Source organism: Microbacterium sp. XT11, assembly GCF_001513675.1.
Taxonomy (GTDB): domain Bacteria; phylum Actinomycetota; class Actinomycetes; order Actinomycetales; family Microbacteriaceae; genus Microbacterium.
Map to the genome: position 1 here is coordinate 1902826 of NZ_CP013859.1, position 12742 is coordinate 1915567.

General features: G+C 71.8%; 14 protein-coding genes and 1 tRNA gene. 11 read left to right on the forward strand and 4 right to left on the reverse strand.

Going from position 1 to position 12742, the window contains the following annotated elements; translation table 11 throughout:
* Positions 1 to 48 precede the first annotated feature (48 nt).
* Positions 49 to 861, forward strand: a complete 813-nt coding sequence (locus tag AB663_RS08750; RefSeq protein WP_198147846.1) for an SGNH/GDSL hydrolase family protein — start codon at positions 49 to 51, stop codon at positions 859 to 861.
* On the opposite strand, the gene AB663_RS08755 is transcribed toward AB663_RS08750, so the two are convergent.
* The gene (locus tag AB663_RS08755; RefSeq protein ID WP_067198017.1) at positions 842 to 1354 is read right to left on the reverse strand and encodes a VOC family protein; all 513 of its coding nucleotides are present in this window, start codon (positions 1352 to 1354) and stop codon (positions 842 to 844) included. The genes AB663_RS08750 and AB663_RS08755 overlap by 20 nt on opposite strands.
* Before the next feature lie 74 nt (positions 1355 to 1428).
* Here AB663_RS08755 and AB663_RS08760 point away from each other — a divergent pair, with 74 nt between their 5' ends.
* Complete coding sequence (locus tag AB663_RS08760; protein WP_067198019.1) at positions 1429 to 2211, forward strand: AraC family transcriptional regulator; 783 nt, start codon at positions 1429 to 1431, stop codon at positions 2209 to 2211.
* Here AB663_RS08760 and AB663_RS08765 read toward each other — a convergent pair whose 3' ends face one another.
* Positions 2212 to 3447 (reverse strand): APC family permease, encoded by a 1236-nt coding sequence (locus AB663_RS08765; RefSeq protein ID WP_067198022.1) that lies wholly within the window; start codon positions 3445 to 3447, stop codon positions 2212 to 2214.
* Between the two features lie 64 nt (positions 3448 to 3511).
* Positions 3512 to 3982: a PaaI family thioesterase gene (locus AB663_RS08770; protein ID WP_067198024.1), complete on the reverse strand. Its 471-nt coding sequence runs from the start codon at positions 3980 to 3982 to the stop codon at positions 3512 to 3514.
* 98 nt (positions 3983 to 4080) lie between these two features.
* On the opposite strand from AB663_RS08770, the gene AB663_RS08775 reads away from it, so the two are divergent.
* From AB663_RS08775 to AB663_RS08815, 9 genes are all read left to right on the forward strand, one after another.
* Entirely contained in the window at positions 4081 to 4449 is a 369-nt protein-coding gene (locus tag AB663_RS08775; protein ID WP_067198026.1) for a GntR family transcriptional regulator, read from the forward strand.
* Positions 4446 to 5498 carry a hypothetical protein gene (locus tag AB663_RS08780; RefSeq protein WP_067198028.1) on the forward strand — a complete coding sequence of 351 codons (1053 nt, stop codon included), beginning with the start codon at positions 4446 to 4448 and terminating at the stop codon, positions 5496 to 5498. Before AB663_RS08775 ends, AB663_RS08780 begins: the two co-directional genes overlap by 4 nt.
* Positions 5495 to 6457, forward strand: a complete 963-nt coding sequence (locus AB663_RS08785; protein ID WP_067198031.1) for a CPBP family intramembrane glutamic endopeptidase — start codon at positions 5495 to 5497, stop codon at positions 6455 to 6457. Before AB663_RS08780 ends, AB663_RS08785 begins: the two co-directional genes overlap by 4 nt.
* 32 nt (positions 6458 to 6489) lie before the next feature.
* Complete coding sequence (locus AB663_RS08790) at positions 6490 to 7149, forward strand: O-methyltransferase (protein WP_067198033.1); 660 nt, start codon at positions 6490 to 6492, stop codon at positions 7147 to 7149.
* 86 nt (positions 7150 to 7235) lie between these two features.
* Positions 7236 to 8516 carry a phosphopyruvate hydratase gene (gene eno / locus AB663_RS08795; RefSeq protein ID WP_067198035.1) on the forward strand — a complete coding sequence of 427 codons (1281 nt, stop codon included), beginning with the start codon at positions 7236 to 7238 and terminating at the stop codon, positions 8514 to 8516.
* Positions 8517 to 8561: 45 nt separating this feature from the next.
* Positions 8562 to 9173 (forward strand): FtsB family cell division protein, encoded by a 612-nt coding sequence (locus AB663_RS16905; RefSeq protein WP_083511184.1) that lies wholly within the window; start codon positions 8562 to 8564, stop codon positions 9171 to 9173.
* A 58-nt stretch (positions 9174 to 9231) separates the two neighbouring features.
* Entirely contained in the window at positions 9232 to 9771 is a 540-nt protein-coding gene (locus AB663_RS08805; RefSeq protein WP_067198038.1) for a DUF501 domain-containing protein, read from the forward strand.
* Positions 9768 to 11060, forward strand: a complete 1293-nt coding sequence (locus AB663_RS08810) for a S8 family serine peptidase (RefSeq protein ID WP_067198040.1) — start codon at positions 9768 to 9770, stop codon at positions 11058 to 11060. Before AB663_RS08805 ends, AB663_RS08810 begins: the two co-directional genes overlap by 4 nt.
* 38 nt (positions 11061 to 11098) lie before the next feature.
* Positions 11099 to 12532, forward strand: coding sequence for an NAD(P)/FAD-dependent oxidoreductase (locus AB663_RS08815; protein WP_067202479.1), 1434 nt, complete (start codon positions 11099 to 11101; stop codon positions 12530 to 12532).
* 89 nt (positions 12533 to 12621) lie between these two features.
* Here the strand turns inward: AB663_RS08815 and AB663_RS08820 are convergent.
* Positions 12622 to 12694 (reverse strand) — tRNA-Leu (locus AB663_RS08820).
* Between the last annotated feature and the right edge of the window lie 48 nt (positions 12695 to 12742).

The window sequence follows — 12742 nt, forward strand, 5'->3', positions numbered from 1 at the left end:
CGCCGCCGCGTTCACGCGGCGTTCACGCTCGTGCGGTGAGATCCTCGCGTGAGCCGCTCTCGTGTCATCGCCGTCGCGGGCCTCGGCCTCGCCGCGTGCGCCGTGGGCGTACGCGTACTGCTCGCGCGCCAGGCCGCGATCGCTCGCCGCCGCATCGGCAAGCCGCTGGGGGAGGAGTCGATCGACGCCGACCGCGTGTGGCGCCGGTCGCTCGGCGGCGAACCCGTCGAGCTGCTCCTGCTCGGCGACTCACTGGCGGCCGGCCTTGGCGCCGAACGGCGCAAGCAGACGCTCGGGGCGCGGCTCGCGAAGGACCTCGCGGCACGCGTGCGGAGGCCGGTGCGCCTGCGCACGGCGGCCGTCGTCGGCGCCGAGTCGCCCGATCTCGGCGGCCAGCTCGACAGCCTCCCGGACGATTACCGTCCCGATGTGGCCGTGATCGTCGTGGGTGGCAACGACGTGACGCACCGCATCCCGGCCTCCGTGTCTGCCGCCCATCTGGGCGACGCGATCACGCGGCTTCGGGTGAAGGGAACGCAGGTGGTCGTCGGGACGTGCCCCGACCTGGGCGCCCTGCGCGCCGTCCCGCAGCCGCTGCGGCGGCTGGCTGCGAGCATCTCACGCCGCCTCGCCGCCGTGCAGGCCGAGACCGCAGCCGGCGCCGGAGCGGATGCCGTCGACCTCCGCAGGGCCGTGGGGGCCATGTTCTCCGACGACCCGGATCAGATGTTCAGCCTCGACCGCTTCCACCCCAGCGCGCTGGGGTACCGGCGCACGGCCGAGGCGCTGCTGCCGGCCGTGCACCGCGCGGTGGAGCGTGGTGTGCGCTCAGGCGACCCCGTCACTCCGCCGGCGCGCTGAACGACGCGGCCCACTCCGACACCCGCCGAGCACTCTCCTCCTCGGAGATGTCCTCGATGCGGGTCATGATCGACCAGCGCACGCCGAACGGGTCGCGGATGCTGGCGAAGCGGTCACCCGACACGAAGTCGCTCGGCGCTTCGCGCACCGTGGCGCCCGCGTCGACGGCGCGCTCGACCACGGCGTCGACATCGGGGACGTAGAGGCCCATCGAGTAGCAGTCGTCGTCGCCGTCCGGCGGCGCGACGAGGTGGTAGTCGGGGTGCGGCTCGCCCCGCTGCAGCAGACCGAGGCCGAAGTCCAGGTCGGCGTGCGCCACGACGCCGCCGAACTCCGTGACGTCGACGACCCGTGCATCGAAGACGTCGCGGTAGAACTCGATGGCCTCCTTCGCGCGCGGGATGGCGAGGAAGGGCGTGAGCGACGTGGCGTTGTGCGGACGCCCGTCGGTGGTGTGCTGGCCGGACGCCCCGGCCGAAGTGTGGTTCGTCATGCCTCCACGCTAGGAACGCGCGGAGGCGCGGCGCTTGAACATCCGCGACAGCCTGCCGTGCCTACGCTGGGGTGATGGTCGATCCGACGCGCGGCGTGCTCTATCCCGGGCGGCTGCCGCAGTTCCACCGCCTCCCCGCGGAGGGCGAGGCCGCCGACCTCGTCGCCTGGGTCTGGATCCCGGAGTGGGATCTCGCGCCGGGAGAGACCTCGCGACAGGACATCGTCGGCTACCCCGCGCTCAACCTCGTCGTCGAACGGGATGCCGTCACGCTCGCCGGAGCGACGACGCGCGTCTCACACCGCGACTTGCGCGGCCGCGGCTGGGCGGTGGGCGCCCTCCTGCGGCCGGCCGCCGTGCCCGCGCTGACGCCCGCTCCGGCGGCAATCATCGACGAGGAGGTGCGCCTGCACGAACCGGTGCTGCGGCGCGCGGTCGCCGACGCGATGGAATCGGGCGGCGAAGGCTACAGGCGACGCGCCGCGCTCGCTCTGGCCGAATGGCTGGTGGCACGCGTCGGACCGCTCGACGCGCACGGCAGGCAGGCCAACGCGATGACCGACGTGCTGCTCGGCCCCGGGGCGGCCGGCTCGCCCGAGGAGGCGGCGACGCGCCTCGCGGTCTCGGTGCGCACGCTGCAGCGCCTCGCCCATCGGCACGTCGGCATGTCGCCCGGGGCCATGATCCGGCGCAGGCGCCTGCACGACGCCGCGGAGCGCCTGCGCGGAGATCCGGCCGTCGACCTCGCCGCGCTCGCCGCCGAGTCCGGCTACGCGGATCACGCCCACCTCACCCGCGACTTCCGTGCGGTTCTCGGCATCACGCCGCGCGCGTACCGTGCGCGCGCGTCGGGCTGATCAGGCCCGCCCGCGACGCACGCGAAGACGCAGCATCCGATAGCCGACGCCGAGGAGCACGACGCCGAGGCCCACCGCGGAAGCGACGACGGGCAGCGTGGTGACCAGCAGCAGGCACCCCAGCGCCCCGACCACCTGCAGGGCGCGAGGGTAGCGGCGTGCGGGGCCGCTCTGCCGGAACGCCGCCGCGTTGGCGATGAGGTAGTACAGCAGCACGCCGAACGAGGAGAATCCGATGGCACCGCGCAGGTCGGCGGCCGCCACGATGCCGATAACGACGAGGGTGATCGCGATCTCCGCTCGCCGCGGCACATGGAAGCGGTCGTCGATCCTCGCGAAGAAGGTCGGAAGGTCGGCCTCACGCGCCATCGCGAGGGTCGTGCGGCCGATACCGGTGAGGAGCGCCAGCAGGGCGCCCAGCGAGGCCGCTGCGGCTGCGACCCTGACGACCGGTGCGAGCGCAGGCCATCCGGCGCGCGTCAGCACCTCTGCCAGCGGGGCACGGGTCGCTGCTGCGTCGATGCCCAGCGTGAGCAGCACGACGACCGCGACGAGGGCGTAGACCGCGACGACCACAGCGAGGGCCAGGACGATCGCTCGCGGGATGGTGCGGGCGGGGTCGGACACCTCCTCGCCCATGGTGGCGATGCGCGCGTAGCCTGCGAACGCGAAGAACAGCAGCCCTGCCGCCTGCAGCACCCCGTACGCCGTGGAGTCGGGGAGGGCCGAGGGCGCCGCCGACGGCGCCGACGAGAATCCCACCGCGACGACCACGGCAAGACCGGTCAGCGACACCGCGACGAGGAGGCGCGTGAGGCCGGCGGTGCGCGTGATGCCGATGCAGTTCACGGCGCCGAGGGCGGCGACGGCCAGGACGGCCACCGGCCTCTCCCAGCCGGGCGGGGCGGCGTAGGCGGCGAACGTCATCGCCATCGCGGCGCAGCTGGCGATCTTGCCGACGACGAAGCACCAGCCCGCCACGAATCCCCACCACGGACCGATCTCGGCCCGCGCGTAGGCGTAGGTGCCGCCGGCGACCGGGTGCACGGCGGCCAGCTGAGCCGACGCCGTCGCGTTGCAGTACGCCACGGCAGCGGCGATGGCGAGGGCTGCGAGCAGACCGCTGCCGGCCGCCCCGAGCGCGGGGCCCCAGACGGAGAAGACGCCGGCGCCGATCATCGAGCCGAGCCCGATGGCCACGGCGTCGCGCAGACCGAGGCGGCGGACGAGGGGCATGCCGCCATCGTGCCACGTGCCGGTGAACGTGGGATGACGTGCACCGCCGGCGCTGCGGCGGGCCTCAGGCGCGGGCCGCGGTGACGCGGCGCTTCTCTCGGACGTAGACCTCGCGGCGCACCCTGGCGACGACGTCGCCCTCGCGGTCGGTGATGACGGTCTCGAACCACTCGAGCACCTTGGCTCCGCCCTCCGCCCTGGCGCGGATCTGCTCTGCGCGCTCGCGCGTCACCTCGAACTCCGCCGTGAGCACGCCCCGACCCGGCTTGACGAACTCGATCTCCCCGCGCGTGTCCCACACCACGTAGTCCCTCCCCAGCTGGTGCATCACGAGCATGAAGAAGTACGGATCGGTCATCGCCGACATGGAGCCGCCGAACGCCGTCTTGACGTAGTTCCGCGTGAAGAGGTTGACGTGCAGTTCGACGGTGGCGTGCGTCCAGTCGTCGCTGAAGCGGCGGACGCGGATGCCGCTGAAGAGGTTCGGAATCCACAGGCTCATGCCGATCGCGAGACGGCGGGGAGTGATGCGCATGGCGACAGTCTGCCGCGCGCTCCAGTGAGTGATGCGATCTGCTGGATGCCTTCGACAATTGTTCTACTTGGCTTAGAATAAGTAGCGAGGAGGTGGGCATGCTCATCCGGATCGACGCCGACAGTCCGCGGCCGCTCTACGACCAGGTCGCCGCATCCGTGCGGTCCGACGTGCTCACCGGTGCGCTCGCGCCCGGCGACCGCCTCCCCCCGGCGCGCGACGTGGCGGCTGCGCTCCGCATCAACCAGCACACGGTGCTGCACGCCTATCAGCAGCTGCGCGATGAGGGGCTGCTCGATCTCCGCCGCGGGCGGGGAGCGGTGGTCTCGGCATCCGCTGCGCCCCTCGCCGAACTGGCGAAGGACATCGACGAGCTCGTGCGCAGGGCGGCCGCACTGGGGGTCTCGGCCGAGACCCTCGCGGGCATCGTGCGCGCACATCGCAGGCATGAGGAGGGATCGCCATGACCCGTCACGACTCCGCACGCCCGCCGGTCGACGTGCGCCGCGCGCGCCGCGCGTTCCTCGTCGTCGCGATCGGTGTCCCGCTGGCCCTCACCGCGGTCGCCGTCGGCGCGATCCTCGCGATGCTCCCCGCCTTCCCGTCACCCGTGGCCGTCCACTGGGGTCTCGAGGGGCCGGATGGGTTCGGCCCCGCGTCGACCTACCTCTGGGTGACCCTCGTCATCGGGCTCGCCCTGCCCCTGTTCCTGGCCCTGACGACGCTCGCGGCGGTGGGGACGCAGTGGGGCGGCGCCGCGCGGGTCCTGGGGGCCTTCGCCTCGGGCCTGTCGGCCTTCGCCGCCGCCATCGGCATCGGGTCGCTCCTCGTGCAGCGCGGCATCCGTGATCCCGCCGAGGCTCCGGGTGCCGGAGGGGTGCTCGCCGCCGCGGTCATCGCGTCGCTTGCCGTCGGCATCCTGTCGTGGGTTGTGCAGCCGCGCGTCGATGCCGAGCCGGGGCGCACGCTGCCGCCGCGTCGCGCCGTCCCGGTCTCGCCGGGGGAGCGGACGGTCTGGATCGCGACGACGGCGATGCCGGCCGCCGCGCTCGTCGTCGTGCTCACCGCGTTCACGGGCGTCTCGGCTCTGGCGGTGTCTTTGCTCGTCATGGGTGCCCGTACCGGCTGGTACGCAGCCCTGTGCGCTGCCTTCGTCGGAGTCGCGGCAGCCACGATGACCGTCTTCCGCGTGCGCGTCACGCCGGAGGGATTCGCGGCACGTTCGTCGATCGGCTGGCCCCGCATCACGATCCCGCTGGCGGACATCACCGCGGTGCGCGCGGTGGAGGTGTCGCCGTTCGGCGAGTTCGGCGGATGGGGCTGGCGCGTCGCGGTCGACGGGCGCAGCGGCATCGTCCTGCGCCGAGGCGCCGCGATCGAGATCACGCGCCGTTCGCGTCGCCCGTTCGTCGTCACGATCGACGGCGCCGAGGATGCGGCCGCGCTGCTGCAGACGTACATCGACTACCGCGCGGATCGTCCGCGCGATCCCCGACAGGAAGGGACCGCCTCATGACCGCAGCCGATCACCTCCCCGCCGCCCGGGTGCCATGGACCGCCGTGGCCGCGTTCACGATCATCGCGTGCGGCCTCGCGTGGCTCGTGTGCCTCCCTCTGTGGCTGGGGTCGGGCCTCCGCGAGCCGATCGCAGCCATCCTGCTGCCGCTCATGATGTTCACGCCCGCCCTCGCGGCACTCGTCGTCACCGTCGCGTTCCGCGTGCCGCCGCGCGGAGCACGCGCGCGCGGCCTCGGGCTGTGGCCGTTGCGGCCGGCGAAGCGCGTCGTCGGCTCGATCGTGCTCGGCTGGCTCGCCCCTCCGGTCCTCGTTGCGGCCGGCGTGCTCGTCGCCGCCGCCCTGGGATTCGTGCGGCTCGACCTCACCTTCTCCGCACTCGCCGACCAGCTCGCCCGGGCTGTTCCGGAAGGCACGCCGCTGCCTCCCGTGGGGGTCGTGGTGGCGGCGCAGCTCGCGGCGCTCCCGATCGCCGCTCTCGTCAACAGCCTCTTCGCCTTCGGCGAGGAGCTCGGCTGGCGTGGATGGCTCGTACCCGCTCTGCGTCCGCTGGGCACGTGGCTGGCCCTCATCGCCAGCGGCGTCATCTGGGGCGTCTGGCACAGCCCGGTGATCCTTCTCGGCTACAACTTCGGGCGCACCGACATCACCGGTGTCCTGTTCATGGTGGGCGGCTGTGTCGCCTGGGGCGTCCTCCTCGGGTGGCTGCGCCTGCGATCGGCATCAGTGTGGCCGGCGGTGATCGCCCACGGCGCACTGAACGCGTCGGGCGGCCTCGTGCTGCTCGCCGCCGCCTCCGCGCCCGATCTCGCGCTGGCCGGACCCCTCGGCGTCGCGGCGTGGATCGTCCTCGCCGTGGTGATCGCGATGCTGGCCGTGACAGGGCAGTTCCGCCCGCAACCCGAGCTCGCGGCGCCCCGCACACCCGCGGCGACGGTCGACGGCCCCGAGCACGCTTGACCTGCTGTGCGGGGCCGGGGTTGGCTGAGCACATGGAACCGACACCTGCGGCATGGGCCGCTGCCGACGCCCACCTCGCCGACCTCTTCGTCGGGGATGACCCCGCTCTCGACAGCGCACTCGCAGCGCAGCGGGCCGCGGGGCTCCCCGAGATCGAGGTGGCGCCCGTCGCCGGGAAGCTGCTGAACCTGCTCGTGCGGATGAGTGGTGCGCGGCGTGTGCTCGAGATCGGCACGCTCGGCGGCTACTCGACGATCTGGCTCGCGCGAGCGGTGGGCGACCAGGGGCGCGTCGTGACCATCGAGGCGGAGCCTGCCAACGCCGCCATCGCCCGCGCGAGCATCGATGCCGCGGGGGTGGGGGCCCGGGTGGAGATCCGCGTGGGGCGAGGGGCCGACGTGCTCCCGACTCTCGTCGGCGGGTTCGACCTCGTGTTCATCGACGCCGACAAGGAGTCCAACACCGTCTACCTCGACTGGGCGGCCCGGCTCGGGCACCCCGGGACGGTCGTCGTGCTCGACAACGTCGGCCGCGAGGGCGAGATCGTCCGGGAGGACTCCGACGACCCGAAGGTGATCGGCACCAGGGCGGGGCTCCGGATGCTGGCGGACGACCCCCGCTTCGACGCCACGGCGCTGCAGACCGTCGGCGCGAAGGGGTGGGACGGCGTGGCGCTGGCGCTCGTGGTGTGACCTCGGAGCCGACGCGGCGGCGGGCTAGACTGGGCGCGGATCGACGTCGCTCCACCACAACCCTTTTCTGAGCAAGGAGCACATCAGTGGCACTGATCGAGGCTGTAGGCGCACGCGAGATTCTCGACTCGCGCGGGAACCCGACCGTCGAGGTGGAGGTGCTGCTCGATGACGGTGTCGTCCAGCGGGCGGCCGTCCCCTCCGGTGCATCCACCGGTGCGTTCGAGGCGTACGAGCTCCGCGACGGCGACAAGGGCCGCTACGGCGGCAAGGGCGTGCTCAAGGCCGTCGAGGCCGTGATCGACGAGCTCGGCCCGGCGATCGAGGGCGTCGAGGCGAGCGAGCAGCGCATCGTCGACGAGATCCTCATCTCCACCGACGGCACCGACAACAAGCAGCGCACGGGCGCCAACGCCATCCTCGGCGTCAGCCTCGCCGTGGCGAAGGCTGCGGCGGACTCGGCCGACCTTCCGCTGTTCCGCTACCTGGGCGGCCCCAACGCGCACGTGCTCCCCGTGCCGCTGTTCAACGTCATCAACGGCGGCGAGCACGCCGACAACGGCATCGACATGCAGGAGTTCTTCCTCGCGCCCATCGGCGCCGACACCTACTCCGAGGCCCTGCGCTGGGGCGTCGAGACCTACCACGTGCTCCGCAGCGAGCTGAAGGCCGCCGGCTACGCCACCGGCCTCGGCGACGAGGGCGGCTTCGCCCCCGATCTGCCCAGCAACCGCGAGGGTCTCGACTTCCTCGTCAAGGCGATCGAGAAGGCGGGCTTCACGCCCGGCACTCAGATCGCCCTCGGACTCGACGTCGCTGCGACCGAGTTCTTCTCCGACGGCGTGTACCGCCTCGACAACAAGGACTGGTCGGCGGACGAGCTCATCGGCTACTACGAGGGCCTGGTGAAGGACTTTCCGATCGTCACGATCGAGGACGCGCTCGCCGAGGACGACTGGGACAACTGGAAGACGCTGACCGACGCGCTCGGCTCGAAGGTGCAGCTCGTCGGCGACGACCTCTTCGTCACCAACCCGCAGCGCCTCGCGGACGGCATCAAGCGAGGGGTCGCGAACTCGCTCCTGGTCAAGGTGAACCAGATCGGCACGCTCACCGAGACGTTCGACGCCGTCAGCCTCGCGCAGCGCTCCGGCTACACGGCCATGCTCTCGCACCGCTCGGGCGAGACCGAGGACACCACGATCGCCGACCTGGTCGTCGCCACGAACGCCGGCCAGATCAAGGCGGGTGCGCCTGCTCGCAGCGAGCGCGTCGCGAAGTACAATCAGCTTCTGCGCATCGAGGAGGAGCTCGGCGATGCCGCTGTCTTCGCCGGTCGCTCGGCCTTCCCGCGGTACACCGCCTGATCGGCTGACGCGCGCAGAAACAGACCGAGAACGAGAGGGGGAGCCATGGCGAGACGTCCGGCTCCCCCCTCCTCGTCTGTGGGCGCCCGCTCGCAGACCGGCAGCGGGCGCAAGGCCGCTGCGGAGCCGCGCGGAGGTGCGGCGCGTCGGGACGCGCAGCGCCCCGGGCGAGCGGAGCGCCAGAGCCGAGCGGAACGCCAGGGTCGACGCGTCGGCGGCGCGGGAGGCGTCGACGTGCGCGAGTGGGCGTCCGGCATCCGTCTCTCGGCCTTCTCGGTGATCATGCTCTCGCTCGTCGTGCTCGGCGCGTGGGTGCTCGTGCCGACGCTCGGCACGTACATCGACCAGCGGCAGAAGATCGCCGCCCTCGAGGCGTCGATCCAGGTGTCGCACGACGAGATCGCCGCTCTCGAGAGGCAGCGCGAGCGCTGGCAGGACCCGGCCTATATCACGACCCAGGCGCGGGAGCGGCTGTACTACGTGAAGCCCGGTGAGGTGGTGTACCTCATCGACAACGACCTCGATCCCGCGGCTCTGCCCCGTGAGCAGGAACCGGTCAGCGACACTCTCGAGGAGACTCCGTCCGATTGGATGCCGCAGCTCCTGCGCACCCTCACCTCGGCCGGCCTCAGCCAGAACGCCGTCCCCGCGCAGTGACGCGCCGCGCGGCCGCGGCTCCGAGCATCCTCCCGGCGGGCTCGCCTACGCTGGAGGGGTGACCACGCCGCCCTTCCCCGCCCCGACGACCGCTGAACTCGCCGTGGTGAGCGCACAGCTCGGACGCCCGGCACGCGGAGTCGTCGGCATCGCGGCGAGATGCGTCTGCGGAAACCCCACGGTGGTCGCCACGACACCGCGCCTGCCCGACGGCACGCCGTTCCCGACGTTCTACTACCTCACGCATCCTGCTGCGACGGCGGCGATGTCGACGCTCGAAGCGACGCAGGTGATGCCCGAACTCGCGCAGCTCCTCGATGATGACGAGGTCGCCGCGGCGTACCGCGCCGCCCATGAGGCGTATCTCGCCGACAGGGCGCGGTTCGGGGAGGTGCCCGAGATCGACGGCATCTCGGCGGGCGGCATGCCCACGCGGGTCAAGTGCCTCCACGCCCTTGCGGGGCACGCGCTCGCCGCCGGCCCCGGTGTCAACCCGATCGGCGACGAGGCGCTCGCACGTTCGACGTGGTCTCCGGCGACGTGCCGATGCGACGATCCGGGCGCAGCTCTGCGCGACGGGGAGGCGTCGACGGCATGATCGTCCGGCGGCTGCTGCGGACCGCGGTCGCCGCGACGGTGGTCGCGGCATCCGTGCTGCTCGCCGGCGCGGCGGCGACCCCCGCTCCGGTTCCCGACGACCCGGCCGATCCGGTCAGGGCCTCGGAGTACTGGCTTGACGGTGCGCGCATCCGAGAGGCGTGGCAGACGACGCGCGGTGAGGGCGTCACGATCGCGGTGATCGACACCGGCATCGGCAAGGTGCCCGGTTCGTTCGACGGGGCGGTCGTCGGAGGCACGGACGTGTCGGGGACCGGAACCTCCGACGGGAGGACCCCGCTCGGCGCGATCGACGGCAACCACGGCTCCTGGGTCGCGTCGCTCGCGGCCGCACGAGGCGCCCCGGACGGCACGGGGATGATCGGCGTCGCCCCCGAAGCGAACCTGCTCTCGATCTCGGTCGGGTTCGGCGCCGCAGCGGCCGTGCCGTTCACCGAGCAGGTCGCCAAGGCGATGCGCTGGGCCGTCGACAACGGTGCCGACATCATCAACCTCTCGTTCACGACGAACACCCTCGACTGGGATCGCAGCTGGGACGACGCCTTCCTCTACGCCTTCGACCACGATGTCGTCGTCGTGGTCGCCGCGGGCAACCGGGGGAGCGGCACGAACATCATCGGCGCGCCCGCCACCATCCCCGGGGTCCTGACCGTCGGCGGCGTCGATCAGTCCGGTCAGGCGAGCCTCGAGGCGTCGACGCAGGGCATCACGATCGGCATCGCCGCGCCCAGCGAGGGACTCATCGGCGTGTCGGCCGACGGAACTCTGGCGTCGTGGAGCGGCACGAGCGGCGCGGCTCCCATCGTCGCGGGGATCGCGGCGCTGGTGCGGTCGGCGCATCCCGACCTGAACGCCGCCAACGTCATCAACCGCATCATCCGCACCGCAGTGCGGGTCGACAGCATGGGGAAGGCGCCGGACCCACTGTACGGCTACGGGCTCGTGGATGCGGCCGCGGCGGTCACAGCCGACGTGCCGCTCGTCGACAAGAACCCGATGGGCGACCTCGCCGAGTGGGTTCGCGTGTACCGCAGGGCCGAGACCGAGCCGCTCCCCGAACCCACCGTGGAACCGGTGACGGTCCCGCCGCTGCCTGCGGCCGATGCGCCGACCGAGCCCGGTTCACCGCTCCTTCCCAGCGCCGAATCACTGCGGTACGGTACCCTGCCGCTCATCGCGCTCACGGTCCCTGTTATCCTTATAGGGCTTGGCGTCACCGCAGCTGCCCGGCGCATCCGTTCGGCGGGCTCACGCACGCCACATTCCTGACTCCGAGGAGTTGTCCCCCTGTGCCTCAGAACAGCACTGTGCCCAAGATCCTGATCGTCGGCGGAGGTTACGCAGGCTTCTACACGGCGTGGAAGCTCGAGAAGCACCTTCGCAAGGGCGAAGCCGACGTGACCATGGTGGACCCGCTGCCGTACATGACGTACCAGCCGTTCCTCCCGGAGGTCGCCGCCGGCTCGATCGAGGCACGTCACTCGGTGGTCGCGCACCGTCGCCACCTGAAGCGCACGAACGTGATCACGGCGAAGGTCACCAACATCAACCACGCCGAGAAGGTCGCGACGATCACGCCCCCGATCGGCGAGCCGTACGAGTTCGCGTACGACCAGATCGTCGTGACGGCGGGCGCCGTGTCGCGCACGTTCCCGATCCCCGGCATCGCGGACAACGCGATCGGCCTCAAGACGATCGAAGAGGCCGTCGCGATCCGTGACCGCCTGATGTCGAACTTCGACAAGGCCGCGTCGGTCCCCGCAGGGCCGGAGCGCGACCGTCTGCTCACCGTCGTCGTCGTGGGCGGCGGCTTCGCCGGCATCGAGGTCTTCGCCGAGCTGCGCTCGCTCGCGTCGGCCCTCGTCGGCAAGTACCCCCAGATCAGCTTCGAGGACACGCACTTCCACCTCGTCGAGGCCATGGGCCGCATCATGCCTGAGGTCTCGCTGAAGACCAGCGAGTGGGTGCTGAAGGACCTCGCCAAGCGCGGTGCGAACGTCCACCTCGACACGCAGGTCACCGGAGCCGTCGACGGCAACGTCGAGCTCTCCACGGGTGAGGTCATCCCGACCGACCTCATCGTGTGGACGGCGGGCGTCATGGCCAACCCGACCGTGGTGCGCGGCGGCGACCTGCCCGTCGAGGAGCGCGGCCGCATCCAGACGCGAGCCGACCTGCGCGTCGGCACCTCAGACGACATCGTCGAGGGCGCATGGGCCGCCGGCGACGTGTCGGCCGTGCCCGACCTGTCCGGCGGCGGCGTCGGCGGGGTCTGCGTCCCGAACGCCCAGCACGCTGTTCGCCAGGCGAAGCTGCTCGCCAAGAACCTGGTCGCGGTCCTGCGCGGTGAGGAGCCCAAGGACTACTTCCACAAGAACCTCGGCGCTGTCGCGGGTCTCGGCCTCTACGACGGTGTGTTCCAGTCGGGCAAGATCGCCATCAAGGGCTTCTTCGCGTGGGTGGCGCACCGTGGCTACCACGGCCTCGCGATGCCGACGTGGGAGCGCAAGTGGCGCGTGCTGTGGGGCTGGTGGAACAACCTCTGGCTGGGTCGCGACCTCGTGAACCTGCAGACCGTGCAGAACCCGCGCTACGTCTTCGAGGAGTTCGCCGCGCGTCCGCGTCCGGCGGCGGATGCCGCGCCGGCTCCTGCCGCGAAGGGCGCCGCAGCGAAGGACGAGAAGAAGTCGGCGAAGGACGAGAAGAAGTCGGCGGAGAACGAGACGGTCTCTTCCCGATAGCTCTGGCTTCTCCGCGAACGCTCCGGTCCCCCCGCGGGGATCGGAGCGTTCCTCGTCTCCGGGGAGGGTGCCGCGGGGCGAAGCGAATGTACCCCCGGTCGGACTCGAACCGACACTGAGGCGATTTTAAGTCGCCTGCCTCTGCCATTGGGCTACGGGGGCGTCGTGGCCAGCCTAGCGGCCAGGCCTGAATGCGACCGGGTTCCGAGA

Bases quoted from the DNA above. Each gene is read 5' to 3' on its own strand.
- AB663_RS08755 (WP_067198017.1), bottom strand. From the start codon at position 1,354: ATGACGAACCACACTTCGGCCGGGGCGTCCGGCCAGCACACCACCGAC.
- AB663_RS08780 (WP_067198028.1), top strand. From the start codon at position 4,446: ATGACCCGTCACGACTCCGCACGCCCGCCGGTCGACGTGCGCCGCGCG.
- AB663_RS08785 (WP_067198031.1), top strand. From the start codon at position 5,495: ATGACCGCAGCCGATCACCTCCCCGCCGCCCGGGTGCCATGGACCGCC.
- AB663_RS08775 (WP_067198026.1), top strand. From the start codon at position 4,081: ATGCTCATCCGGATCGACGCCGACAGTCCGCGGCCGCTCTACGACCAG.
- AB663_RS08790 (WP_067198033.1), top strand. From the start codon at position 6,490: ATGGAACCGACACCTGCGGCATGGGCCGCTGCCGACGCCCACCTCGCC.
- AB663_RS08765 (WP_067198022.1), bottom strand. From the start codon at position 3,447: ATGCCCCTCGTCCGCCGCCTCGGTCTGCGCGACGCCGTGGCCATCGGG.
- AB663_RS16905 (WP_083511184.1), top strand. From the start codon at position 8,562: ATGGCGAGACGTCCGGCTCCCCCCTCCTCGTCTGTGGGCGCCCGCTCG.
- AB663_RS08810 (WP_067198040.1), top strand. From the start codon at position 9,768: ATGATCGTCCGGCGGCTGCTGCGGACCGCGGTCGCCGCGACGGTGGTC.
- AB663_RS08770 (WP_067198024.1), bottom strand. From the start codon at position 3,982: ATGCGCATCACTCCCCGCCGTCTCGCGATCGGCATGAGCCTGTGGATT.
- AB663_RS08760 (WP_067198019.1), top strand. From the start codon at position 1,429: ATGGTCGATCCGACGCGCGGCGTGCTCTATCCCGGGCGGCTGCCGCAG.